This is a genomic window from Pseudomonas sp. Larv2_ips (assembly GCF_963879675.1).
Taxonomy (GTDB): domain Bacteria; phylum Pseudomonadota; class Gammaproteobacteria; order Pseudomonadales; family Pseudomonadaceae; genus Aquipseudomonas.
Map to the genome: position 1 here is coordinate 313358 of NZ_CAWOAW010000006.1, position 22616 is coordinate 335973.

Annotated in this window: 22 protein-coding genes and 1 riboswitch; of the genes, 11 read left to right on the forward strand and 11 right to left on the reverse strand. The window is 61.1% G+C overall.

Annotated elements, in window-relative coordinates:
- Nucleotides 1-12 precede the first annotated feature (12 nt).
- Nucleotides 13-417 carry a malonate transporter subunit MadL gene (gene madL, locus AACV02_RS02825; protein ID WP_106575654.1) on the forward strand — a complete coding sequence of 135 codons (405 nt, stop codon included), beginning with the start codon at nucleotides 13-15 and terminating at the stop codon, nucleotides 415-417.
- A 1-nt stretch (nucleotide 418) separates the two neighbouring features.
- On the forward strand, nucleotides 419-1183 hold the full coding sequence (gene madM / locus AACV02_RS02830; protein ID WP_119737496.1) for a malonate transporter subunit MadM: 765 nt from the start codon (nucleotides 419-421) through the stop codon (nucleotides 1181-1183).
- A 106-nt stretch (nucleotides 1184-1289) separates the two neighbouring features.
- Here madM and AACV02_RS02835 read toward each other — a convergent pair whose 3' ends face one another.
- The 3 genes from AACV02_RS02835 to AACV02_RS02845 are packed head-to-tail and all read right to left on the reverse strand — an operon-like array spanning nucleotide 1290 to nucleotide 3356.
- Complete coding sequence (locus AACV02_RS02835; protein ID WP_119737498.1) at nucleotides 1290-2210, reverse strand: LysR family transcriptional regulator; 921 nt, start codon at nucleotides 2208-2210, stop codon at nucleotides 1290-1292.
- Between the two features lie 37 nt (nucleotides 2211-2247).
- The gene (locus AACV02_RS02840; RefSeq protein ID WP_106575651.1) at nucleotides 2248-2790 is read right to left on the reverse strand and encodes a chromate transporter; all 543 of its coding nucleotides are present in this window, start codon (nucleotides 2788-2790) and stop codon (nucleotides 2248-2250) included.
- A complete protein-coding gene (locus tag AACV02_RS02845) occupies nucleotides 2790-3356 on the reverse strand; it encodes a chromate transporter (RefSeq protein WP_119737500.1) in 567 nt (188 codons plus the stop codon). Before AACV02_RS02845 ends, AACV02_RS02840 begins: the two co-directional genes overlap by 1 nt.
- A gap of 237 nt (nucleotides 3357-3593) precedes the next feature.
- On the opposite strand from AACV02_RS02845, the gene trhA reads away from it, so the two are divergent.
- Entirely contained in the window at nucleotides 3594-4211 is a 618-nt protein-coding gene (gene trhA, locus AACV02_RS02850) for a PAQR family membrane homeostasis protein TrhA (protein ID WP_106575649.1), read from the forward strand.
- A gap of 143 nt (nucleotides 4212-4354) precedes the next feature.
- Here trhA and AACV02_RS02855 read toward each other — a convergent pair whose 3' ends face one another.
- On the reverse strand, nucleotides 4355-5257 hold the full coding sequence (locus AACV02_RS02855; protein WP_119737505.1) for a LysR family transcriptional regulator: 903 nt from the start codon (nucleotides 5255-5257) through the stop codon (nucleotides 4355-4357).
- 108 nt (nucleotides 5258-5365) lie between these two features.
- Between AACV02_RS02855 and AACV02_RS02860 the strand changes: the two genes are divergently transcribed.
- Both AACV02_RS02860 and AACV02_RS02865 read left to right on the forward strand, forming a co-directional pair.
- Nucleotides 5366-6607 (forward strand): D-amino acid dehydrogenase, encoded by a 1242-nt coding sequence (locus tag AACV02_RS02860; protein WP_119737507.1) that lies wholly within the window; start codon nucleotides 5366-5368, stop codon nucleotides 6605-6607.
- A gap of 28 nt (nucleotides 6608-6635) precedes the next feature.
- On the forward strand, nucleotides 6636-7538 hold the full coding sequence (locus AACV02_RS02865; protein ID WP_119737509.1) for a transporter substrate-binding domain-containing protein: 903 nt from the start codon (nucleotides 6636-6638) through the stop codon (nucleotides 7536-7538).
- 130 nt (nucleotides 7539-7668) lie between these two features.
- On the opposite strand, the gene AACV02_RS02870 is transcribed toward AACV02_RS02865, so the two are convergent.
- Together AACV02_RS02870 and AACV02_RS02875 are read right to left on the reverse strand one after the other, a co-directional pair.
- On the reverse strand, nucleotides 7669-8388 hold the full coding sequence (locus tag AACV02_RS02870) for a 16S rRNA (uracil(1498)-N(3))-methyltransferase (protein ID WP_119737511.1): 720 nt from the start codon (nucleotides 8386-8388) through the stop codon (nucleotides 7669-7671).
- A 32-nt stretch (nucleotides 8389-8420) separates the two neighbouring features.
- Entirely contained in the window at nucleotides 8421-9827 is a 1407-nt protein-coding gene (locus tag AACV02_RS02875) for an adenosylmethionine--8-amino-7-oxononanoate transaminase (protein ID WP_119737513.1), read from the reverse strand.
- 273 nt (nucleotides 9828-10100) lie between these two features.
- On the opposite strand from AACV02_RS02875, the gene AACV02_RS02880 reads away from it, so the two are divergent.
- The gene (locus tag AACV02_RS02880; protein WP_106575643.1) at nucleotides 10101-10652 is read left to right on the forward strand and encodes a cytochrome b; all 552 of its coding nucleotides are present in this window, start codon (nucleotides 10101-10103) and stop codon (nucleotides 10650-10652) included.
- 32 nt (nucleotides 10653-10684) lie between these two features.
- A complete protein-coding gene (locus tag AACV02_RS02885; RefSeq protein WP_106575642.1) occupies nucleotides 10685-11281 on the forward strand; it encodes a YceI family protein in 597 nt (198 codons plus the stop codon).
- Between the two features lie 68 nt (nucleotides 11282-11349).
- On the opposite strand, the gene AACV02_RS02890 is transcribed toward AACV02_RS02885, so the two are convergent.
- From AACV02_RS02890 to ahcY, 4 genes are all read right to left on the reverse strand, one after another.
- Nucleotides 11350-13236, reverse strand: coding sequence for a DEAD/DEAH box helicase (locus tag AACV02_RS02890; RefSeq protein WP_106575641.1), 1887 nt, complete (start codon nucleotides 13234-13236; stop codon nucleotides 11350-11352).
- Nucleotides 13237-13457: 221 nt separating this feature from the next.
- Entirely contained in the window at nucleotides 13458-14249 is a 792-nt protein-coding gene (locus tag AACV02_RS02895; protein WP_119737515.1) for a substrate-binding periplasmic protein, read from the reverse strand.
- A 130-nt stretch (nucleotides 14250-14379) separates the two neighbouring features.
- Complete coding sequence (gene metF, locus AACV02_RS02900; protein WP_106575639.1) at nucleotides 14380-15225, reverse strand: methylenetetrahydrofolate reductase [NAD(P)H]; 846 nt, start codon at nucleotides 15223-15225, stop codon at nucleotides 14380-14382.
- Nucleotides 15226-15403: 178 nt separating this feature from the next.
- On the reverse strand, nucleotides 15404-16813 hold the full coding sequence (gene ahcY / locus AACV02_RS02905) for an adenosylhomocysteinase (protein WP_106575638.1): 1410 nt from the start codon (nucleotides 16811-16813) through the stop codon (nucleotides 15404-15406).
- Nucleotides 16814-16834: 21 nt separating this feature from the next.
- Nucleotides 16835-16941, reverse strand: a riboswitch (S-adenosyl-L-homocysteine riboswitch).
- A gap of 198 nt (nucleotides 16942-17139) precedes the next feature.
- Between ahcY and AACV02_RS02910 the strand changes: the two genes are divergently transcribed.
- The 3 genes from AACV02_RS02910 to AACV02_RS02920 all read left to right on the forward strand — a co-directional run bounded on the left by AACV02_RS02910 (nucleotide 17140) and on the right by AACV02_RS02920 (nucleotide 20434).
- Entirely contained in the window at nucleotides 17140-17544 is a 405-nt protein-coding gene (locus tag AACV02_RS02910) for an acyl-CoA thioesterase (RefSeq protein WP_064454506.1), read from the forward strand.
- 76 nt (nucleotides 17545-17620) lie between these two features.
- Complete coding sequence (locus tag AACV02_RS02915) at nucleotides 17621-18505, forward strand: formate/nitrite transporter family protein (protein WP_106575637.1); 885 nt, start codon at nucleotides 17621-17623, stop codon at nucleotides 18503-18505.
- 66 nt (nucleotides 18506-18571) lie between these two features.
- Nucleotides 18572-20434 carry a DUF3857 domain-containing transglutaminase family protein gene (locus AACV02_RS02920; RefSeq protein ID WP_119737517.1) on the forward strand — a complete coding sequence of 621 codons (1863 nt, stop codon included), beginning with the start codon at nucleotides 18572-18574 and terminating at the stop codon, nucleotides 20432-20434.
- A 41-nt stretch (nucleotides 20435-20475) separates the two neighbouring features.
- Here AACV02_RS02920 and AACV02_RS02925 read toward each other — a convergent pair whose 3' ends face one another.
- Nucleotides 20476-21735 (reverse strand): cation:proton antiporter, encoded by a 1260-nt coding sequence (locus AACV02_RS02925; protein ID WP_106575635.1) that lies wholly within the window; start codon nucleotides 21733-21735, stop codon nucleotides 20476-20478.
- A gap of 195 nt (nucleotides 21736-21930) precedes the next feature.
- Between AACV02_RS02925 and AACV02_RS02930 the strand changes: the two genes are divergently transcribed.
- Nucleotides 21931-22317 (forward strand): MAPEG family protein, encoded by a 387-nt coding sequence (locus tag AACV02_RS02930; RefSeq protein WP_106575634.1) that lies wholly within the window; start codon nucleotides 21931-21933, stop codon nucleotides 22315-22317.
- Nucleotides 22318-22616: the final 299 nt, after the last annotated feature.

Sequence of the window (22616 nt, forward strand, 5' to 3'; positions counted from 1 at the left end):
AGGACAACAACGATGATTATTTATGGTGTGGCCTTGTTGGCGATCTGCATGTTGGCGGGTGTGATCCTCGGCGACATGCTCGGCGTGTTGCTGGGCGTCAAATCCAATGTGGGCGGTGTCGGGATCGCCATGATCCTGTTGATCTGCGCGCGCTTGTGGATGCAAAAACACGGTGGCATGACCAAAGACTGCGAAATGGGCGTGGGCTTTTGGGGCGCCATGTACATCCCGGTGGTGGTGGCGATGGCCGCGCAACAAAACGTCGTGACCGCGCTGCACGGCGGCCCGGTCGCGGTGCTGGCGGCCATCGGTTCGGTGGTGGTCTGCGGTTGCACCATTGCCCTGATCAGCCGCACGCACAAGGGCGAACCCTTGCCTGCCGAAGAGCCGTTGATCGCTGCTGCGGGAGGTCGCTGATATGTGGCCTCTGATCGAAAAAGGGTTGGAAAATAACAGCCTGGTCACCGCGTTTGCCTTTGTCGGGGTGGTGATGTGGGTTTCCGTGGTGCTGTCCAAGCGCCTGACGTTCGGGCGCATTCATGGCTCGGCGATTGCCATCGTGATCGGGTTGGTGTTGGCCTGGGTCGGCGGCACACTCACCGGCGGGCAAAAAGGCCTGGCGGACATGGCGCTGTTCTCCGGCATCGGCTTGATGGGCGGCGCGATGCTGCGCGATTTCGCCATTGTTGCCACCGCGTTTGAAGTGCAGGCCACCGAAGCGCGCAAAGCCGGGCTGATCGGTGTGATTGCGTTGCTGCTCGGCACGATCCTGCCGTTTATTGTCGGCGCGAGCATGGCCTGGGCGTTTGGCTATCGCGATGCGATCAGCATGACCACCATCGGCGCGGGCGCCGTGACCTACATCGTTGGCCCTGTGACCGGTGCGGCGATTGGCGCGACCTCGGATGTGATGGCGCTGTCGATTGCGACAGGGCTGATCAAGGCGATTCTGGTGATGGTCGGCACGCCGGTGGCGGCGCGCTGGATGGGCCTGGATAACCCGCGTTCGGCGATGGTGTTTGGTGGGCTGGCCGGCACGGTGAGTGGGGTGACGGCGGGGTTGGCGGCGACGGATCGGCGGTTGGTGCCGTACGGGGCGTTGACGGCTACTTTCCATACCGGGCTGGGGTGTTTGCTTGGGCCTTCGTTGTTGTACTTCATTGTGCGAGGGATCGTTGGCTAACCCCGTAATTCAAGTTGATTGGTCTGGCCTCTTCGCGAGCAAGCCCGCTCCCACATTTGGAATGCATTTCAAATGTGGGAGCGGGCTTGCTCGCGAAAGCGATTTGTCAGGTTGGCACCTGGCGGTTGGCATACATCCGGCACTCTGCCAACAACGCCAGCAAATTCGGATCACGCTCCTTGGCCTTCAAAAACACCACGCCAATGTGCTGCTGCAGCCGGTACCTGGGCTGCAGCGGTATCAGCTTCACACGGTTCTCATACACCGCCGCAATCCGCCCCGGCAGCAGCGCATAACCCACGCCCGAACTGACCATGCTCAGCAAGGTGAAGATGTCATTCACCTGCATCGCCACCTTCGGCTCAAACCCCGCCTGGTTGAACACCCGGTTGCCATCCTGGTGCGTGGCGAAGCCTTGGGTGAGGGTGATGAAGGTTGCGTCGCGCACGTCGGCCAGGTCGATTTCCTGCTCGCGATCGAAGGGTGAGTCGGCCGGGGTGGCGAGGAAGATGTCGTCGGTGAACAGCGCGATCTGCTCGCAATCGGGGTCGTTGGCGCGTTCGTCGAGGGAGATCAGGATCGCGTCGACTTCCATGTTCTTGAGCTTGTAGAGCAGGTCAAAGTTGGAGCCCAGGATCAGGTCGATATTGAGTTCGCTGCGCCTGATTTTCAGGCCCATGATCAGCTGCGGTACGGTTTTGACCGTCAGCGAATACAGCGAGCCCAGCTTGAAGCGCTCAGCCGAGAACCCCGCGGCTTCGCGGGTCAGGCGCACACTGTCGACCACGTCGGCCACCAGCTTTTGCGCGCGCTCTTCCAGCACGTAGGCGCTTTCCAGCGGGGTGAGGTTGCGCCCTTCGTGTTTGAACAGCGGGCAGCGCAGCGCGTTTTCCAGCGAGTGGATGGCGCGGTGCACGCTGACGTTGCTGGTTTGCAACTCGGCAGCGGCGCGGGCCAGGTTGCCGGTGCGCATGAACGCCAGGAAGATCTCGAGCTTCTTGAGGGTGAATTCTTCGTCGATCAGCATGGCCGTGGCTCTTAGTCGAATGCCCTCGATTGTGCCCCTAAAACCAGTTCACTCCCAGCCATGCACTGCCCAGGCCCAGCAGCACGCCACAGATGATCAGCCAGATCGCGTTGAGCCGCGTGTAATACACCACGGCGGCGCTGGCCAGGGTCAGCACCAGGCTGGTCGCGTTGTTTTCCAGGCTGTTCATCAGGATGTAGGTTGAGGCGAGGATCAGGCCGATGGAGATCGGCAGCAGGCTGCGTTTGACCCGTTGCACCCACGGCGTTCGGGTGTGCCGTTCCAGCCAGCCGGCGCCCAGGTAAGCCAGCACCGAACAGGGCACCAGCTTGGCCAATAACGCCACCAGCGCGCCAGGCAAGCCCGCCGCCTGCTGGCCGATAAACACCAGGAACATGCCGTTGGGCCCTGGCAACGCCTGGGACAAGGCGAAGAAGGCGACAAATTGCGCGTCGGTGATCCAGTGCATGTCGACCACGGTGTAGCGATGGATATCGCCGATGGCCACCGTGTTGCCGCCAATCGCCATCAGCGACCACAGCGCGCATTGGATCATCAGGTGCAGCAGGACGGTTTGCATCAGCCGGCCACCTTGTTCGAACCGATAAAGCTCAAGGCCAGGGAGCTGGGAATGCAGATCAGCAAGACCATCCACAGCGGCAGCACGAAGACGGCCATCAATACGAAGGTCAACACGAAGGCGCTGTAGTTGGCGAGCGTGCGCGGCATGGCCTTGAGCAGGCGCAGCGTGGTGCCGAGCATCAAACCCGTGGCAATCGGCATCACCGCGCCGAAGACCTGCTGTACCACGTCGTGGCTCCACCACTTGGCATAGGCAAATCCGGCGAGCACGGTGATCAACGAGGGGAACAGGTACAGCCCGCAGACGGTCACAACCGCACCGGGCAAGCCATGCAGGCGCCGCCCGTAGATGATGCCGACGTTGGCGATATTGGGGCCGGGGAAGAACTGGCCGGTGGTCAGCAGTTCATTGAAGCTTTGCTCGCTGACCCAGCGACGGCGGTCGACCATCATCTGCCGCGCCCAGGGCATGACGCCGCCAAAGCCGAACAGGCCGACCATGGCAAAGTTGTAAAACAGCTGCCATACGCTGGGATGAGGCGGGGCGGGTTCTAGCTCGGGCATGGCAATTACCGATAGGACGCTTTTACATGGGCGCTGGCTTGCCTGCGATTGCGGCGTAACAGTCGAGAGAGAGGTTGAGTGTTAGGCCCTTATCGCAGGCAAGCCAGCGCCCACAGGATGAAGCGAATCATCTATGGACATGGGTATTTGGGCAAATGAAGAAAGGGTGTTACCTGATATGGGTAGGGTGGCGTCAGAATGCTCAAGGTGGTAACCGTTATGCGAGGTGAGTGACACATGTATCACGGGGAACGATTTAACGCCTGGAGCCATTTGGCCGGGGCGGTTGCAGCTTTTGTTGGCGCAGTGTGGATGTTGGTGGTGGCAAGCCTGGACGGCAGCCCCTGGAAGATTGTCAGCGTGGCGATTTATGGTTTTACGCTGCTGGTGCTGTACAGCGCGTCCACCGTGTACCACAGCGTGCGCGGGCGACGAAAAGAGATCATGCAGAAGGTCGACCACTTTTCGATCTACCTGTTGATCGCTGGCAGCTACACGCCGTTTTGCCTGGTGACGCTGCGCGGGCCGTGGGGTTGGACACTGTTCGGAATCGTGTGGGGGCTGGCGGTGATCGGCATCCTGCAGGAGATCAAGCCGCGCTCCGAGGCGCGCATCCTGTCGATTGTGATTTACGCGGTGATGGGCTGGATCGTGCTGGTGGCGGTCAAGCCGCTGATTGCCGCGTTGGGCACGGCGGGGTTTGTATGGCTGGCTTCGGGCGGGGTGTTGTACACCGTCGGGATTATCTTTTTTGCCCTCGAAGATCGCCTGCGCCACTCCCATGGGATCTGGCACTTGTTCGTGATCGGCGGCAGCCTGCTGCATTTTGTGGCGATCATGCATTACGTGCTCTAACAGGCGACGCGGGCAAAAACTGGGGGAGCGGGCTTGTGTGGGAGCGGGCTTGCTCGCGAATGCGGTGTATCAGTCGCCGGATGCGTTGAATGACACACCGCTTTCGCGAGCAAGCCCGCTCCCACACTGGTTGGGTGGTGTTCTCACAAGCGTTCGAGCCGTTCACGGGCGCGCTTGCCGAAAATCTCCAGCAGGCTGGCCAGCATATGCGGCGGCGGCTCATCGGCGCGGGTCAGCGCGTACAGGGTGATCGGCAGCGGCGGGGTGAGCGTGCGGATGCAGGTGGTGGCCGTCGATGCGCCGAGGGCAGTGAAGGGATCGATCACGGTCAGGCCGGCGCCGGACTCCACCATGGCCCGGGCCAGAGAATAGGTCTGGACAGAAATGGTCACTCGTGGCGGCGGGTCGACGTTTTCCAGGTAGCTGTCGAGCTTTGCCGCCAAGGGGTCGGCACTGGACAGGCCAATCAACGGCGCCCCCGCCAGGTCAGCCAGTGGCAACGGTTTGCTCATCTCGGCCTCAGGCCAGTAACCCTTGGAAGCCAACGCCACCAGCACCCCGTTGGCCAACACTTGCGTGGTTAAACCCGGGTGGCCGGAGAAGTTGAGCGTCAGCGCCAGGTCGATCTCACGCATCAACAGCTTCTGCACCAGCTCACGGCTGTGGTCGCTGGACAGCTCGCAGGCGATGTCCGGGTAGGCGCGCTTCCACTCCAGAATCGAAGGCGGCAGCAGTGACAATGCCAGGGCAGGGATCGCACCGATGCGCACACTCTGGCCCGGTTCGCGGCGCAAGCTCTTGGCCAGCCGCCGCACACCTTGCAGGCTCTCGGTGACTTTCTCGACTTCGCGTTCCAGCGCCAGGGCTTCCGGGGTGGGCTGCAGTTTGCCGCGCACGCGCAGAAACAGCGGAAAGCCCAGTTGCAGCTCGGCGTGCTGCAACACCTTGGTCACCGCCGGTTGCGAGACGTGCAGCAACTGCGCGGCGGCGCTGACGGAGCCGGTCTGGCGGATGGCCTGGAAGATTTCGATATGACGCAAGCGCATGGCACGTCCATAACCTTTGTTTATAGGTGAGCCATCTTTATTCATTGTCGGTGGCCTGTCACCTGCCCCTAGGCTTGAGGCCTGTCAATTCAATTGCGGGTGAGGGGAATGGCCGAGCGGGTTTGCATCATCGGCGGCGGTGTCATCGGTCTGGCGAGTGCATACGCCCTGGTGCGCGCAGGCCATGAGGTCACGGTGATCGACGCGCGCGACAGCCTGGGCAGCGAAACCAGTTTTGCCAACGGCGGGCAACTGTCTTACCGCTATGTCGCGCCGCTGGCCGACGCCGGCGTGCCCCTGCAAGCGCTGGGCTGGCTGCTGCGTGGGGACTCGCCGTTGACCCTGCGTCCGCGTCTCGATCCCCGGCAATGGCGCTGGATGGCGTCCTTCCTGGGCGCCTGCCGGGGTTCGGTGAACAAGCGTAATGCCGCTCACCTGCTGCGCCTGGCGTCTTTGAGCCAGGCCACCTTGCAGCAATGGCGCGAGGATGATCGCCTGGACGGCTTCGACTGGCGGCGCAACGGAAAGCTGGTGACCTTTCGCAGTGCCGGCACCTTTGAGCTTGCGCGCAGCAAGGTCACCGATTTTCTGCAACAGCAGGTGCTGTCGGCCGCCGAGTGCGCGTGCCTGGAGCCGGCGCTGGTGGGGGACGGTTTTGTCGGCGGTATTTACACGCCAAATGAAGAGGTCGCAGATTGTCATGCCTTCTGCCAACGACTGGCCGCGCGGCTTGAGGCTTCCGGGCGCTGCTCGTTTTTGCTTGGCCGCAAGGTCACGGGACTACGTCACGGCGAGGGTGCGGTGCAGGCCATCGATCTAGGCGATGAAATGATGCCGGTGGACCAGCTTGTAATCGCTGCCGGGCATCGCAGCGCCGAGTTAGCGTTGCCGGGCGTGGCCCTTGCGCTGTATCCGCTCAAAGGCTACAGCCTGAGCGTGCCGATTGGCGCGCAGCACCAGGCGCCGAATGTGAGCATCACCGATTACGACCGCAAGATCGTCTACGCGCGGATCGGCGAGCAGCTGCGAGTCGCCGCCATGGTGGATATTGTCGGCTTTGACGCCCGCCTTGAGCCCAAGCGCCTGGCGCTGATCAAACGCCAGGCGCTGGAGACCTTTCCCCATGGCGGCGATTACGCCCAGGCGGTCGAATGGGCCGGCATGCGCCCGGCCACGCCGACCGGTGTGCCGCTGATTGGCGCGAGTGCTTATCGCAATCTGTGGCTGAACCTTGGCCACGGTGCGCTCGGCTTCACCTTGGCCTGTGGCAGCGGCCAACTGCTGGCCGAGCTGATCGGCCAGCAGGCGCCTTCCATCGATATGCAGGGCCTGGCGCCCCGCGCTGCTTGATTCGTCACACCACCAACGGAGAATAACAATGAAAAAAATCCTGTTGACCGGCTGCACCCTGGGGCTTTTGTTGGGCGCTCAGGCTCAGGCGACTGAAGCACCTCTGGACGGCACGTTGGGCAAGATCGCCAGCGCCAGGTCCATCACGCTGGGTTATCGCGATGCGTCTGTGCCGTTTTCCTACGTAGGTGACAACAGCGGCCAACCCATGGGCTATTCAGTGGAATTGGCGAGCAAGATCGTCGAGCGCATCCAGCAGAAAATCGGCGTGGCCAACCTTGGCGTGAAGTACACCCTGGTGACGTCCCAGACCCGCATCCCGCTGGTGCAGAACGGCACTGTGGACCTGGAATGCGGCTCCACCGGGGTGACCGCCGAGCGCCAGAAACAGGTGGCGTTTTCGTACGGGTTTATCTACGTGAAGGGTCAGTTGCTGACCGCCAGGGACAGCGGCATCCACGGGTTTGACGACCTCAAGGGCAAGAACGTGGTGACCACCGCCGGCACCACCAATGAGCGGTACCTCAAGCACTACAACGCCGAACACAACAGCAACATGTCGGTGATCAGTGCCAAGGACCACGGCGAAGCCTTCAAGATGCTTGAGACCGGCCGCGCGGCGGCGTTTTACATGGACGATGCGCTGCTCTACGGCGAGCGCGCCAAAGCCCGCGACCCGCACCGCTGGGTAGTGGTGGGCAAGGAGCAGTCGCGGGAGATCTACAGCTGCATGGTGCGCAAGGACGACCCGCAGCTTCTGGCGGTGGTCAACGAAACGCTGGCTGACCTTTACCGCTCCGGTGAAATCAACGGGATTTACCAGCGCTGGTTTGAGCAGCCGATCCCGCCCAAGGGCTTGAACCTGGAATTCCCGATGACGGCTGAGTTGAAGGCGATTATCGCCAAGCCGATCAGTGAGCCGGTGGACTGACAACCCAATCCAAAATCTGGCAGCGTGTTTGCTCGCGAAGGCAGTGTGTCAGTTGATAAACAGGCTGACTGATCCACCGCATTGGCGAGCAAGCGCGCTCCCACATTGGGTTAGGGTTTGCACAGCGGGGTTAGAAGTCGCCCCACAGTTGCTGGGCGACGGCCAGCGCCACCACTGGCGCCGTCTCAGTGCGCAGCACGCGCGGGCCGAGGCGGGCGGCGTGGAAGCCGGCGCTTTGGGCGGTGTCGACTTCGTTATCGGTCAAGCCACCTTCAGGCCCGATCAAAAACGCCAGGCTGGCAGGCTTGGCATGGCTGATCATCGGCGCGGCCACCGGGTGCAGCACCAGCTTCAACTGCGCCTCGGCCTGCTTCAGCCAGTCTGCGAGCAGCAGCGGCGGATGAATCACCGGCACCGTCGAACGCCCGCATTGCTCGCACGCGCTGATCGCCACCTGGCGCCAGTGCAGCAGGCGTTTATCGGCGCGCTCGTCCTTGAGGCGCACTTCGCAGCGGTCGCTGAAGATCGGCGTGATTTCATTCACGCCCAGCTCGGTGGCTTTCTGAATCGCCCAGTCCATACGCTCGCCCCGGGACAGGCCCTGGCCGAGGTGGATGTGCAGCGGCGATTCGCTCTGGCCTGCGAAACTTTGCGTGAGCTGCACGCTGACGCGTTTTTTACCGACCTCCAGCAACGTGCCCAAAAACTCCTGGCCGGAGCCGTCGAACAGTTGCACGGCATCGCCTTCGCCCATGCGCAATACACGGCTGATGTAGTGGGCCTGGGCTTCGGGCAGTTCGTGCTCGCCAAGGCTCAGCGGGGTGTCGGTGAAAAAGCGGGACAGTCTCATTTCTGTTCTCTGGAAAATTTAAGTAGGTGCTATCAGCCCGGATCACGGAAGCCTGGGTGGAAGTCTTTCGGCACCGCAACGCTGACTTTATCGTTGGTGGCGATATCGATGCCTTCACTGGCCACTTCAGCCAAAAAGTCGATCTGCTCCGGTGTGATCACATACGGCGGCAGGAAATACACCACGCTGCCCAACGGCCGCAACAGCGCGCCGCGCTCCAGGGCATGTTCGAAGACTTTCAGGCCACGGCGTTCCTGCCACGGGTAGGCGGTCTTGGTGGCTTTGTCCTGGACCATCTCGATGGCCAGCACCATGCCGGTCTGGCGCACTTCCGAGACGTGCGGGTGGTCCGCCAGGTGCGCGGTGGCGGTGGCCATGCGCTGGGCCAGCGCCTTGTTGTTTTCGATGACGTTGTCTTCTTCGAAAATATCCAGGGTCGCCAGGGCCGCCGCGCACGCCAGCGGGTTGCCGGTGTAGCTGTGGGAGTGCAGGAAGGCGCGCAGGGTCGGGTAGTCGTCGTAGAAGGCGTCGTAGACATCGTCGGTGGTGACCACGGCGGCCAACGGCAGGTAGCCGCCGGTGAGGGCCTTGGACAGGCACAGGAAGTCCGGACGGATGCCGGCCTGTTCACAGGCGAACATCGTGCCGGTACGGCCGAAGCCCACAGCGATTTCATCGTGGATCAGGTGCACGCCGTAGCGGTCGCAGGCCTCGCGCAGCAGCTTGAGGTACACCGGATGGTACATGCGCATGCCGCCGGCGCCCTGGATCAGCGGTTCGACGATCACGGCGGCGACGGTGTCGTGGTTTTCGGCAAGGGTCTGTTCCATGGCCAGGAACATGTTCCGGGAATGTTCTTCCCAGCTCATGCCGTCGGGGCGCAGGTAGCAGTCCGGGCTCGGCACCTTGATGGTGTCCAGCAGCAAGGCCTTGTAGGTTTCGGTAAACAGCGGCACATCGCCTACCGACATCGCGGCGATGGTTTCGCCGTGGTAGCTGTTGGTCAGGGTCACGAAGCGCTTTTTGTTCGGCAGGCCGCGGTTGAGCCAATAGTGAAAGCTCATCTTCAACGCGACTTCGATGCACGACGAACCGTTATCGGCGTAGAAGCAGCGGGTCAGGCCTTCGGGCGTCATTTTGACCAGGCGTTCGGACAGCTCGATCACCGGCTGGTGGCTGAAACCGGCGAGGATCACGTGTTCCAGTTGGTCGACCTGATCCTTGATGCGCTGGTTGATGCGCGGGTTGGCGTGGCCGAATACGTTGACCCACCAGGAACTGACCGCATCGAGGTAGCGCTTGCCTTCGAAGTCTTCCAGCCACACGCCTTCACCGCGCTTGATCGGGATCAGCGGCAGTTGCTGGTGATCTTTCATTTGGGTGCAGGGATGCCACAGCACCGCGAGGTCGCGTTGCATCCACTGGTTATTCAAGCCCATCGGTTATCTCCTCGAAGCGGTCCTGCGGCCGGCGCAGGCGTAACAATCGCGCAAGCCTATGCAATGCCAGGCGGTGCCACAACCCATTACGGATGAATTGGCAGTAAACGCGGGACGGTCTGTCACGTTTCTCAGGAATAGTCCTTAATCCATTGTTAACGTACTGTGCATAACCTCTTGATCGTATTTCTCGATATTTCAAAGCGAAATTTTCCGCTTTAATTCGATAGGTAAATCGCTAGTCTTGGGCACAGTTCTTACGGGATTTGGGACATGCAGCTACGTAATTCACCGGCCCGCTATGGTTGGGTCAGCATGGTTTTGCACTGGGGCGTGGCCCTGGTGGTGTTTGGTTTGTTCGCGCTGGGCCTGTGGATGGTCGGTCTCGACTACTACAGCGCCTGGCGCAAAGACGCGCCCGACCTGCACAAGAGCATCGGCATCACGCTGTTCGCCATCATGCTCGTGCGCATCGTCTGGCGTTTGGTCAGCCCGCCACCACCGCCGCTGGCCAGCTACAGTCGTTTGACCCGTTTGGGCGCTGCGTTTGGCCATGCGTTCCTGTATCTCGGGCTGTTTGCCGTGATGATTGCCGGTTACCTGATTTCCACCGCAGACGGTGTCGGTATCCCGGTGTTTGGCCTGTTTGAGATTCCTGCCGTGGTTTCCGGGCTACCGGACCAGGCAGACACCGCCGGTGTGGTGCACTTGTACCTTGCCTGGGTGTTGGTGGTCTTTGCCGGTTTGCACGGCGTGGCTGCATTGAAACACCACTTTATCGATCGTGATGCGACCCTCCTGCGAATGCTGGGGCGCAAAGCCTGATGTTCAACCTCGACTCACAAGGAATAGAAAGCATGTTGAAAAAGACACTCGCCGCTCTGGCAATCGGTTCTGCTCTGCTGTCCGCCGGTTCAGCGATGGCCGCTGACTACGTGATCGACAAAGAAGGCCAGCACGCCTTCGTCGACTTCAAGATCAGCCACTTGGGCTACAGCTACATCACCGGTACCTTCAAGGACCTGGACGGCAAGTTCAGCTTCGACGCTGCCAAGCCTGAAGACGCCAAGATCGAAGTGAACGTGCGCACCGCCAGCGTGTTCACCAACCACGCCGAACGTGACAAGCACATCGCCAGCAAAGACTTCCTGGACGTTGCCAAGTTTGCCGACGCCAAGTTCGTGTCCACCAAGGTCACGCCAACCGGCAAGAATGCTGATGGCAAAGTCACTGCTGACGTAGCAGGCGACCTGACCCTGCTGGGCGTGACCAAGCCAGTAGTGGTCAAGGCCACGTTCCTGGGTGAAGGCAAGGATCCATGGGGCGGCTACCGTGCCGGCTTCGAAGGCACCACCACCATCAATCGCCAGGACTTCGGCAAGCAGATGGACCTGGGTCCAGCGTCCAACTCGGTTGAGTTGTACGTGACGTTTGAAGGTGTGAAAGCGAAGTAATTTTCGCCTCGCACACAAAAATGCCCCGCATCTTTGGATGCGGGGCATTTTTTATGGCGCGTTGAAAATCAGCGGTTGCGGGTCAGCAACGCCGGTTTTTCACCACGAGGACGGCCTGGCAGTTGATCCAACTGCTCGGGTGTCGGGAAGCGGTCAGCCTTCGACTCCTTATGGATGATCTTCGGCGCCGGGCCACCGCGCGGGTTCTGCACGGCAGGTTCGGACGAGCGTGGCTGGTCGTCACGGGCCGGGCGGCGGTTGTTGCTGCGCGAGTCTTCGCGACGGGCTTGACCGTCACGCGGTGCGCCATTGCGTGGGCCGCTGCGTTTGGCAGGTGGCGTGCCGGTGGTGCCGCCGCTGCTGTTGCGCGGACCATTCTGACGGCCGCCCTGCGGCTGGCCGCCACGTGGAGCGGCTGCGCCTGCACCCTGTGCCGGTGCACCTGGACGACGGCCACGGCCCTGGGCCGGTTTGGCCTGAGGCACGTAGTCGACGCGGTTACCGAAGTTGTCCACGTCGTCGTCGAGGAACTCGTCCGGGGCGCGGTCGGCCGCGGCGCGTGGCGGCTGGCTTGGCTGGCGCTGTTCGCGGGCCGGGGTGCCTTCGCGCGGCTTTTGCTCACGGGCTGGGCGTTCGCCACGGCCGTTGGTGGGCGCTTTGTCCTTGCCGCCTTTGTCCTTGCCTTTGTCGCGACGGCCACCGCCACCACCGCCGCCGTTCGGGCCATCGCCCTTCGGACCGCGTGGGTTGCGTGGGTTACGCACATCCGGACGCTCGCGCACTTCAGGCTTTTCAGCCTCTACGGCGCTGGCATCGAAGCCCATCAGGTCGCCGTCGGCGATTTTCTGCTTGGTCATGCGCTCGATGCTTTTCAGCAGTTTTTCTTCGTCCGGGGCGACCAGAGAAATGGCCTCGCCCGACCGCCCGGCACGGCCAGTACGGCCGATACGGTGCACATAGTCTTCGTCGACGTTTGGCAGCTCGAAATTGACCACGTGTGGCAGTTGGTCGATATCCAGGCCGCGCGCGGCGATGTCGGTGGCGACCAGGATGCGCACTTCACCGGCCTTGAAATCGGCCAGGGCTTTGGTGCGCGCGTTCTGGCTCTTGTTGCCGTGGATGGCGACGGCGGTGAGGCCGTGTTTGTCCAGGTACTCGGCCAGGCGGTTGGCGCCGTGCTTGGTGCGGGTAAACACCAGCACTTGTTCCCAGGCGCCGGCGGTGATCAGGTGGGCCAGCAGCGCACGCTTGTGGCTGGCAGCCAGGCGGAATACGCGTTGCTCGATCCGCTCGACCGTGGTGTTCGGCGGCGTGACTTCGATGCGTTCCGGGTTGTGCAGCAGCTTGCCGGCCAGGGCGGTGATGTCCTGGGAGAACGTTGCCGAGAACAGCAGGTTCTGACGTTTGGCCGGCAGGCGTGCGAGAACCTTTTTCACGTCATGGACAAAGCCCATGTCGAGCATGCGGTCGGCTTCGTCCAGCACGAGGATTTCCACGTGGGACAAGTCAACGCTGCCTTGGCCGCACAGGTCGAGCAAACGACCCGGGCAGGCGACCAGCACGTCAACACCGCGGGACATGGCCTGAACCTGTGGGTTCATGCCGACGCCGCCGAAAATGCAGGCGCTAACGAACTTCAAGTCGCGGGCATACAGCTTGAAGCTGTCGTGCACCTGGGCGGCGAGTTCGCGGGTAGGGGTCAGGACCAGTACGCGCGGTTGGCGCGGGCCGTGACGCTGGGATTTGTCCGGGTGACCGTTGGGGAACAAGCGCTCCAGAATCGGGAGGGCGAAACCACCGGTTTTACCAGTACCTGTCTGAGCCGCAACCATCAGGTCGCGACCTTGCAACACGGCGGGAATGGCCCGCTGTTGCACCGGAGTAGGCTCGGTATAGCCCGCTGCCTCGATGGCGCGGACTAAAGCCTCGGAGAGACCGAGGGAAGCAAAGGACATGAGTAATCCTGTTTTAGTTAGGGCTTGGCCCAAAGGGATAATCTTGCCGGGCGTGAATGGCGCTTAGGGGAGCGCAACCCCGTCCGGTCCTGCTGCGTCTGGCGGGCACTCCACCGGCTCGCGCGGGCTGAAAGCTGCGCAGTAGCTGGGTTAGGTGCCTTTTTCAAGACCTCAGCGGCCGGGCGTGAGCCTGGCGGAAAGGCCGGAGTATAACAGAGCAATCACGGCGCGCTGCTTTCCTGCTGCTCAACGGTGTGTTCAGAGGCCGTGATGGCCTGGATTCCACCGTATTTTGCGCTCAAGGCGGCGTAGGCCGGCTCTTGTTTGAAGCGCTTGAGCTCGGCCGCGAAGCGCTGCACCAGCAAATCCATGCCGGCGCCACGGCGCACGGCAAGAAACTGCGGCTGGCGGCTGACCACCACGGGCGCCTGGCTGACCTTGCCCTCCAGGCCTATGGCCTTGATTACATGCTGGCCCACTCGGCGGTCCGTAATGACCAGATCGATGCGCCCCAGCGACAGCTTGCCGAAGTTGGCCTCATGGCTGGGCGCCGGCTCGCGGTTGAACAAGGTCGACTCGCTGAAATCTTCGCCATAGAGGTAGCCAGGGGATGTACCGACGGTGAGCCCGCGCAGATCATCGAGGGTTTCGGCCGGATGAGGGCGGTCGTTGGCGTAGAACAGCACGAATTCGACATCCGACAGCGGCTCGCTGGGGTAAAGCAGCAGGGCGTCGCGCTCATGGCTGTGAAAGATGTCCAGTGCGCCATCGGCGTGGCCTTGGTCGAGCATCGCCAGGCAGCGCTTCCAGGGCAGGAATTGCCATTGCACGTCCACGCCCAGGCGTTGGAACACGGTCACCGTGGTTTCGTAATCCAGCCCGCGCATGCTGCCTTTGTCGTCGTAGACGTAGGGGGCCCAGGGCTCGGTGACAATGCGCAGTTTCTCACCGTAAGCGGTGAGGCTCAGGCAAGTAAAAAACACAGCAGTCAACAACTTGAGAATGACAGGCATGCCCTGAGGTTACGACGCTCTTGCGCTAAAGAGAAGCTCTGGCGCAAGCATTCGCGGGCACGTTGATGTGGCGCATTTAAAACAAAAAGGCCCTCGTATTGACGAGGGCCTTTGAGTCACGGAGCAAGCCTCAGCGTGGCAGCTTGAGGTTGTTCCAGATGGCCAGGCTCGGTTCAGCCTGGTTCAGGGTGTAGAAGTGCAACCCTGGCGCGCCGCCTTGCAGCAGTTGTTCGCACATCTGGGTGATGACCTGCTCGCCAAACGCCTGGATGCTCTTGACGTCGTCGCCGTAGGCTTCCAGTTGCTTGCGCACCCAGCGCGGGATTTCAGCGCCGCAAGCGTCGGAGAAGCGCGCCAGCTTGCTGTAGTTGGTGATCGGCATGATGCCCGGCACGATCGGGATGTTCACGCCCATGGCCCGTACACGCTCGACGAAGTAGAAATAGCTGTCGGCGTTGAAAAAGTACTGGGTGATCGCGCTGTCGGCGCCGGCGTTGGCCTTGCGCACGAAATTCTGCAGGTCGTCTTCGAAATTGCGTGCCTGGGGATGCATCTCCGGGTACGCCGCCACTTCGATATGGAAGTGATCGCCGCTTTCTTCACGGATGAAACTCACCAGGTCATTGGCGTAGCGCAGCTCACCGCTGGCCATGCCCATGCCGGACGGCAAATCGCCACGCAGGGCGACGATGCGCTTGATGCCGGCTTGCTTGTACTGGGTCAGCAGGCCGCGCAGGTCGGCTTTGCTGTCGCCCACGCACGACAAGTGCGGAGCGGCGGGAACTTTGACTTCGCTTTCCAGCTGCAACACGGTGTTGATCGTGCGATCACGGGTCGAACCGCCGGCGCCGTAGGTGCAGGAGAAGAAGTCGGGGTTGTAACTGGCCAACTGCTTGGCAGTCGCCATCAGTTTTTCATGCCCAGCATCGGTCTTGGTCGGGAAGAACTCGAAGCTGTAGCGACGGTCTTGGGACATGGTAATACCCTTGAAAACTCATAAAACCGGGAGATGTACGCCGTCAATATGGGAGGGGGCTTGCCCCCGATGACGATGTATCAGTCGACATAGTTGTTAACTGACATTCCGCTATCGGGGGCAAGCCCCCTCCTACATTAGAAGCCCGCTCCCACAAGGGGAGCAGGCAGCAGGCATATCAGTAGCGGTAAGCGTGCGGCTTGAACGGGCCTTCAACCGTCACGCCGATGTAGTCGGCCTGGGTTTTGGTCAGTTGAGTCACTACGCCGCCAAAGCCGCGGACCATTTCCAGGGCCACTTCTTCGTCGAGTTTCTTGGGCAGCACTTCCACAGTCAGGCGCTCGGCTTTCTGGGCTGGCGACAGGTCGGCGTACTTCTGGCCGAACAGGAAGATCTGCGCCAGAACCTGGTTGGCGAACGAACCGTCCATGATGCGGCTTGGGTGGCCAGTGGCGTTGCCCAGGTTAACCAGACGGCCTTCAGCCAGCAGGATCAGGTAGTCGTCGTTCTGTGGGTCAAAATCGCCAGCGCCGGTGCGGTGAACCTTGTGCACCTGCGGCTTCACTTCTTCCCATGCCCAGTTTTTGCGCATGAAAGCGGTGTCGATTTCGTTGTCGAAGTGACCGATGTTGCACACCACGGCGCGCTTTTTCAGGGCTTTGAGCATGTTCGCGTCGCAAACATTCACGTTACCGGTGGTGGTCACGATCAGGTCGATCTTGCCCAACAGGGCCTTGTCGACGCTCGCTTCGGTGCCGTCGTTCTGGCCGTTGATGAACGGCGAAACCACTTCGAAACCGTCCATGCAGGCTTGCATGGCGCAGATCGGGTCAACTTCGGAGACTTTAACGATCATGCCTTCCTGACGCAGGGACTGGGACGAACCCTTGCCCACGTCGCCGTAGCCGATCACCAGGGCTTGTTTGCCCGACAGCAGGTGGTCGGTGCCGCGCTTGATGGCATCGTTCAGGCTGTGACGGCAGCCGTACTTGTTGTCGTTCTTGCTCTTGGTCACCGAGTCGTTGACGTTGATGGCCGGGATTTTCAGCTCGCCCTTGGCCAGCATGTCCAGCAGGCGGTGCACGCCGGTGGTGGTTTCTTCGGTCACGCCGTGGACGCGGTCGAGGATCTGCGGGTACTTCTTGTGCAGCAGCTCAGTCAGGTCGCCGCCGTCGTCGAGGATCATGTTGGCGTCCCATGGCTTGCCATCTTTGAGGATGGTTTGCTCCAGGCACCACTCATACTCTTCTTCGGTCTCGCCTTTCCAGGCATAGACCGCGATGCCGGCAGCAGCGATAGCAGCAGCGGCCTGGTCTTGAGTCGAGAAAATGTTGCAGGACGACCAACGCACTTCGGCGCCCAGCGCGACCAGGGTCTCGATCAGCACGGCTGTCTGGATGGTCATGTGGATGCAGCCGAGAATCTTCGCGCCCTTGAGCGGTTGCTCAGCGGCGTATTTGCGACGCAGGCCCATCAGGGCAGGCATTTCGGATTCGGCGATAAAGGTTTCGCGACGGCCCCAGGCAGCGAGGGACATGTCGGCGACTTTGTAGTCGGTGAAATCTGCAGGCGTGATTACAGCGCTCATGAAGAGCCTCCATTCGTAGTGTGCGAATGGGCGCCGTTGTGCGTTTAGTATCAAACCCGATAAACCAGGCCTGACAACGCCCCATCCGAGCCTGACAGGTCGAGCCTGCTGCAGCGCCCCTCGGACAGGTGGCGGGAGAACGGTATCAATCAGAGATGACCGTTTTGAAGCGGTGGCGATTATAGCTGTGTGCGCCAGACTTCCCAAGCCTTTCTGTCGGGCATATGAAGATCGCTCATGGGCTTGATAGGCAATGGCTCATAGAGCTTGGGCCTGGGCTCTGCCATGATGTTGCCCATCATTTCGCAATACGCTTTGGAGTGACCATGAACTTCCACACCCGCAAATGGGTAAAACCCGAAGACCTCAACCCCAACGGCACCCTGTTCGGCGGCAGCCTGCTGCGCTGGATCGACGAAGAAGCGGCCATTTACGCGATTGTGCAATTGGGCAACCAGCGCGTGGTGACCAAATACATCTCCGAAATCAACTTCGTCAGCGCCTCGCGCCAGGGCGACATCATCGAGCTGGGCATCACCGCCACCGAGTTCGGCCGCACCTCGATCACCCTGACCTGCGAAGTGCGCAACAAGATCACGCGCAAAAGCATCCTGACCGTAGAAAAAATGGTCTTCGTCAACCTCGGCGAAGACGGCTTGCCGGCGCCCCACGGTCGCACTGAGATCAAGTACGTGAAGGACCAGTTCCAGGAAGACGGCATCAAGGACTAATCCTGCCGCTGGCCAGTGAACGCTATTGATAGGTCAAAGGTCGTACCTGAACAACGCCCCCCGTTCAGGTATCACCATGGCTACGCAAGCAGACGGCAAGACCCCTAACCTGTCGCAGGAAGAACAGCACGACGTCGACAAGAACCAGCCGCCCCGCGCGGCGGTTCTGCATGAAATTATCCGCACCCAGGGCGATCAGGAACTGGAACGCACCGTGGCCGCATTGTGGTGGTCGGCGCTGGCCGCCGGCCTGACCATGGGCCTGTCGTTGATGGGCATGGGCCTGCTCAATTCGCGGCTTCCGGACGGCGAAGGGTTCAAAGTGATCGCCAGTTTCGGGTACTGCGCAGGTTTCCTGGCGGTGATCCTCGCCCGTCAGCAGTTGTTTACCGAAAACACCCTGACGGCCGTGCTGCCGGTGATGAGCAAGCCAACCCTGGCCAACGCCGGACGCTTGCTGCGCCTGTGGACAGTGGTGCTGGTGGGCAACCTGTGCGGCACCTTGCTGGTGGCGTATGTGATGCTGCATTTGCCGATCTTCGACACCAAGACCGACATGGCCTTCCTCGAAATCGGTCGCAAAGTCATGGAAAACGACCCCGGCCAGATGTTCGCGAAGGGCATTATTTCCGGCTGGATGATCGCCACCATGGTGTGGATGATCCCGTCCATGGAAAGCGCGAAAATGTTCATCATCATCCTGATTACCTACCTGATGGCGCTGGGTGACTTCACCCATATCGTCGTCGGGTCGGCCGAAGTCTCGTACCTTGTGTTTGCGGGCGAACTGCCGTGGAAGGATTTCTGGCTGGTGTTCGCCGGGCCGACGCTGGCGGGCAACATCATCGGCGGCAGTTTCATCTTTGCGCTGATCAGCCACGCACAGATTCGCAGCGAAAACAGTTTACCGGGCGAGACCGCAGACCCGCGCCACCCCCAGCAGGTCAACAAAGAGCGGTAAGCCGATTCGTCATAAATGAATGGCAAAGTCGCTGCGCGGCTTTCCATTCATGAAAGAAGGATCTTTATGCGGGCTTCCCCTTTTTTACGGGTGCGCAATGGGTGCGCGCTGATCGTGGCGCTGGGCGTGTTCGGCATGGCGCAGGCCAGGGACGATGCGGCGGATCGCTCGGTGACCATCGAAAAGAATACTCAACACTACGTGATCAACGCCGACGGCAGTTATGTGCTGCAGGCCGATAAGGTCACGTTGATCAACGAAGAGCGAGCCATCAGGTTCAGTGCCCAGCAGGCGGTCAGTTACAACCGCTCGCTGGACAGCCTGGAGATTGTCGAAGCCTTCACGCTCAAGCCCGACGGGCGCAAAGTGAGGGTCACCGCGCCGCAGATCAGGGAGCAACAGGAGCAGGCGTCGGCGAATGCCCCGATGTTTCAGGACTCACGGGTCAAAGTTGTGATTTTTCCTGAGGTGGCGGTAGGGGATCGTCTGAGCCTGCGCTATACACGAACGCGCAAGACGGCGTTATTCCCTGGCGAGTTCACTGACTTCGCCACGCCGAGCCTGAGCCAGACCCAGGATTACAGCCTGACCTATGACCTGCCGGCCGACAAACCCTTGTATGCCGAGGCTCGGGGTTTCAAGGCGGCCCCTGCGCATGCCACGGCCGGGCGCAAGGTCTACCGTTGGGACTATGTGCCGGTTGACAAACTCCGACCTGAGCAGAGTGCTGTGGCCTACACCGACTATGGCCAAATCCTCGCCGTTTCGACCTTTGCAAACTACCAAGACCTGGCCAAAGCGTACCAGGCACGGGCCCAGGTCGAGGTGACGCCGCACATCACTGAGTTGGCGCACACGCTCACGGCCGACCAGCCGACGCCTCGGGCCAAAGCCCTGGCGCTCAGTGACTGGGTGCGCAAGAACATCCGTTATGTGGCGGTGTACATCGATGCCGGCGGCGTGGTGCCACACTCGGCGCAGTCCGTGCTGGATAACCGTTACGGCGACTGCAAGGACCATGTGGCCTTGCTCGAAGCCATGCTAAAGGCCGTGGCCATCGACAGCTCGCCGGCGCTGATCAACCTGGGCAATGCCTACACCTTGCCCACGGTGGCCGCGTTACGTGTGATCAACCATGTGATCACCTATGTGCCCAGCCTTGACCTGTACCTGGACTCTACCGCCCGTTTCATCGCCGCCGGTTACCTGCCGCTGCAGGACCTGGACAAGCTAGTGTTGTTGACGTGCACCGGCGAGATGGCGCGTACCCCGGCCACTCAAGCTGGCAAGTTGTCCAGTGAGTTGGTGTTCAAGATCGATGACACGGGCGCGGCGGATTTTACCCAAACGTCTCTGGCCGAAGGTTGGCGCACGGAAGCGATGCGTTTTGGTATCAGGTCGCTGCCGCCGACGGAGCGTGAGCAGATCATTCAGAAAACGCTACGCAGCCATGGCCTGATGGGCAGCGGTGCGCTGCAAACAGATGCACTCGACGGGGATGCGTCCGGCTTCAACACCACGTTGGCCGGGCGCACGGAAAACCTCGTCAACTTACCGGGGCCAATCGGCGTGCCGGCCCTCAGTCGGCTGGGCAGCAATATTGCTCAGGACGTGCAGGCCCTGTCGGTGGAAAAGGAGCGGCTGCAGAACTTCAGCTGTTTCGCCAACCAGAGTATTGAAAAGGCCCGCTTCGAGTTTCCCGAAGGGGTGAATATTCTGGCGGTGCCCAAGACCGTTTCGCTTAAGGGCGCGGATGTTACCTACGACGCCCGTTATGAGCGCAGCGGCAACACCGTACTGGTTTCCCGCACCCTGGCGTTCAGTCATCCCGAAGCGGTGTGCAGCCCTGCTTGGTTCAAGGCGATGCAGCCGATGATCGAGGCGATGTTCAATGACCTGAAAAGCCAGATCATTGTGCAGACCCTCTGACCGTAATGCGGGCGGCGAAGTCAGCTCGCCGCCCGTGTCCATCAGTGGGTCTCGGCCTGCGGAGCCGGTTCATCCTTGGTCACGTGTTTGACCAGCTTGCCGATGCTCAAACCCTGCAGCAGGATCGACGACAGCACCACGATGTAGGTGATGCTCAGCAACAAGTCGCGCTCCGGCCCCAACGGCAAGGCCAGTGCCAATGCTACCGACACCCCGCCACGCAGGCCGCCCCAGGTAAGGATACGGATAGTGCCGCGCGGTACGGTGCGCCAGCGGCGCAGCAACAGGATCGCCGGGGCCACGGTCAGCAGGCGCGAAAGCAGGATCGCCACCGCCAGCAAACTGGCCGCCAATACGTGCAGCCAGTTGAACGGCAACAGCAACAGCTCCATGCCGATCAACGCGAACAGCAGGGCGTTGAGCATGTCATCGAGCAATTCCCAGAAACCGTCCAGGTAGCGTCGGGTCATGTCGTTCATCGCCAGCTTGCGGCCCAGGTTGCCGATGATCAGGCCGGCAACCACCATCGCAATCGGTGCCGAGACGTGCAGTTCGGTGGCCAGCGCCGAGCCGCCGATCACCAGCGCCAAGGTCAGCATGACCTCAATCTGGTGCTGCTCGATGCTTTTGATCATCAAGTACACCAGGTAGCCGATCAGCCCGCCGAACACCACGCCGCCAATCGCTTCATGGGCGAACAGCATGGCCGTGGCGCCGACGGTTGGCGTTTCACCCAACTGCGCGATGCCCAACAGCACGGTAAACACCACGACCGCGGTGCCGTCATTGAACAGCGATTCGCCGACGATGGTGGTTTTCAGCGGTTTCGATGCGTTGGCCGTTCGCAGCACGCCCAGCACCGCAATCGGGTCGGTGGGCGAGATCAGCGCGCCGAACAGCAGGCAGTAGAGGAAGCTCACGTGCCAGCCAAACAGGGCAAAAATGTAAAACGCCAGGCTGCCGATAACCACGGTGGCAATCAACACGCCAAAGGTTGCCAACAGACCGATGGGCCAGCGATAACTGCGCAAGTCATTCAGGTTGACGTGCAAGGCGCCGGCGAACAGCAGGAACGAAAGCATCCAGTTCATCAACAGATCGCCAAAGTCGATCTGGCCGATCAATTGCTGAATACGCTCCTCCAGGCCTGGGTAACCGATGAAGCTCAGGCCTTGCAGGATCAGTGAGAACAGCAGGGCGGTGACCATCACGCCGATGGTGGGCGGCAGGCCGATAAAACGGAAGTTCACATACGTGAGCAGGGTGGTGAGGCAAATGAAGGCGGCGACAAGTTCAAGCATCCGGGGTCCTTGGAAGGTGGAGTGTGCGTTGGTTAATGGGTGGATGGACCGCAGCAGTGGCGGGATGTTGCAGGCCATGGGGCAAAAGGCCGGTAGAACCTTTGGCGGTGGCGCGGTTCATAGCGGTTAAGTGCGGTGTGGCATTTTTAGTGCTAAAACTCTAACCGCTGGCTAAAACTACAAAAGGAATCAGTGATGACGGTGGCTTTCTGGTGTGTGTTGATCGCAATTTTCCTGCCTTATCTGTGCACGGGTGTGGCCAAGTTCAGCGGCGGCAAGTTCGGGCCTCGGCAGAACCATGACCCTCGGGCTTTCCTGGACACCCTCGATGGGTTCGCCAAGCGCGCTCACAGTGCGCAACTCAACAGCTTTGAAGTGACGCCGGCGTTTGCGGCGGCAGTGATCATTGCGCACTTGGCCGGCACGGCGTCACTGGTGACTATCAATGTGCTGGCGGTGCTGTTTATCACCAGTCGGCTGCTGTACATCATTTGCTACCTGGCGGACTGGGCGATGCTGCGTTCGCTGGTCTGGGCATTGGGCATGGCATTGATTGCGAGTTTCTTTTTTGTCTCGATCTAAGGCCTGATGCAATTTCTCGTGTGACCTGGCTTGTTGTGCCGAGCCCGTTTGTCGTGCCGAGCGGAATGGGTGTGCGAGCGGGCTTGTGGTGGCGAGCGGGCTTGCCCCGCGTTGGGGCGCGAAGCGGCCCCGTTAAAAGCGCCGAGTTCTTTCAGAAAGAACGCGGTGTGTATTTTTAGGGCCGCTTCGCAGCCCAACGCGGGGCAAGCCCGCTCGCCACATCAATCCCGCTCGCCACATTAGGTCTGCTAGTCACACCAGCCCGCTCGCCACACACGCGTGCCCAGCACCATGAGTCG

Excerpts from the sequence above, each read along its gene's own strand:
- madL (WP_106575654.1), top strand. The coding sequence starts at position 13 with ATGATTATTTATGGTGTGGCCTTGTTGGCGATCTGCATGTTGGCGGGT.
- madM (WP_119737496.1), top strand. The coding sequence starts at position 419 with ATGTGGCCTCTGATCGAAAAAGGGTTGGAAAATAACAGCCTGGTCACC.
- AACV02_RS02835 (WP_119737498.1), bottom strand. The coding sequence starts at position 2,210 with ATGCTGATCGACGAAGAATTCACCCTCAAGAAGCTCGAGATCTTCCTG.
- AACV02_RS02840 (WP_106575651.1), bottom strand. The coding sequence starts at position 2,790 with ATGCAAACCGTCCTGCTGCACCTGATGATCCAATGCGCGCTGTGGTCG.
- AACV02_RS02845 (WP_119737500.1), bottom strand. The coding sequence starts at position 3,356 with ATGCCCGAGCTAGAACCCGCCCCGCCTCATCCCAGCGTATGGCAGCTG.
- trhA (WP_106575649.1), top strand. The coding sequence starts at position 3,594 with ATGTATCACGGGGAACGATTTAACGCCTGGAGCCATTTGGCCGGGGCG.
- AACV02_RS02855 (WP_119737505.1), bottom strand. The coding sequence starts at position 5,257 with ATGCGCTTGCGTCATATCGAAATCTTCCAGGCCATCCGCCAGACCGGC.
- AACV02_RS02860 (WP_119737507.1), top strand. The coding sequence starts at position 5,366 with ATGGCCGAGCGGGTTTGCATCATCGGCGGCGGTGTCATCGGTCTGGCG.
- AACV02_RS02865 (WP_119737509.1), top strand. The coding sequence starts at position 6,636 with ATGAAAAAAATCCTGTTGACCGGCTGCACCCTGGGGCTTTTGTTGGGC.
- AACV02_RS02870 (WP_119737511.1), bottom strand. The coding sequence starts at position 8,388 with ATGAGACTGTCCCGCTTTTTCACCGACACCCCGCTGAGCCTTGGCGAG.
- AACV02_RS02875 (WP_119737513.1), bottom strand. The coding sequence starts at position 9,827 with ATGGGCTTGAATAACCAGTGGATGCAACGCGACCTCGCGGTGCTGTGG.
- AACV02_RS02880 (WP_106575643.1), top strand. The coding sequence starts at position 10,101 with ATGCAGCTACGTAATTCACCGGCCCGCTATGGTTGGGTCAGCATGGTT.
- AACV02_RS02885 (WP_106575642.1), top strand. The coding sequence starts at position 10,685 with ATGTTGAAAAAGACACTCGCCGCTCTGGCAATCGGTTCTGCTCTGCTG.
- AACV02_RS02890 (WP_106575641.1), bottom strand. The coding sequence starts at position 13,236 with ATGTCCTTTGCTTCCCTCGGTCTCTCCGAGGCTTTAGTCCGCGCCATC.
- AACV02_RS02895 (WP_119737515.1), bottom strand. The coding sequence starts at position 14,249 with ATGCCTGTCATTCTCAAGTTGTTGACTGCTGTGTTTTTTACTTGCCTG.
- metF (WP_106575639.1), bottom strand. The coding sequence starts at position 15,225 with ATGTCCCAAGACCGTCGCTACAGCTTCGAGTTCTTCCCGACCAAGACC.
- ahcY (WP_106575638.1), bottom strand. The coding sequence starts at position 16,813 with ATGAGCGCTGTAATCACGCCTGCAGATTTCACCGACTACAAAGTCGCC.
- AACV02_RS02910 (WP_064454506.1), top strand. The coding sequence starts at position 17,140 with ATGAACTTCCACACCCGCAAATGGGTAAAACCCGAAGACCTCAACCCC.
- AACV02_RS02915 (WP_106575637.1), top strand. The coding sequence starts at position 17,621 with ATGGCTACGCAAGCAGACGGCAAGACCCCTAACCTGTCGCAGGAAGAA.
- AACV02_RS02920 (WP_119737517.1), top strand. The coding sequence starts at position 18,572 with ATGCGGGCTTCCCCTTTTTTACGGGTGCGCAATGGGTGCGCGCTGATC.
- AACV02_RS02925 (WP_106575635.1), bottom strand. The coding sequence starts at position 21,735 with ATGCTTGAACTTGTCGCCGCCTTCATTTGCCTCACCACCCTGCTCACG.
- AACV02_RS02930 (WP_106575634.1), top strand. The coding sequence starts at position 21,931 with ATGACGGTGGCTTTCTGGTGTGTGTTGATCGCAATTTTCCTGCCTTAT.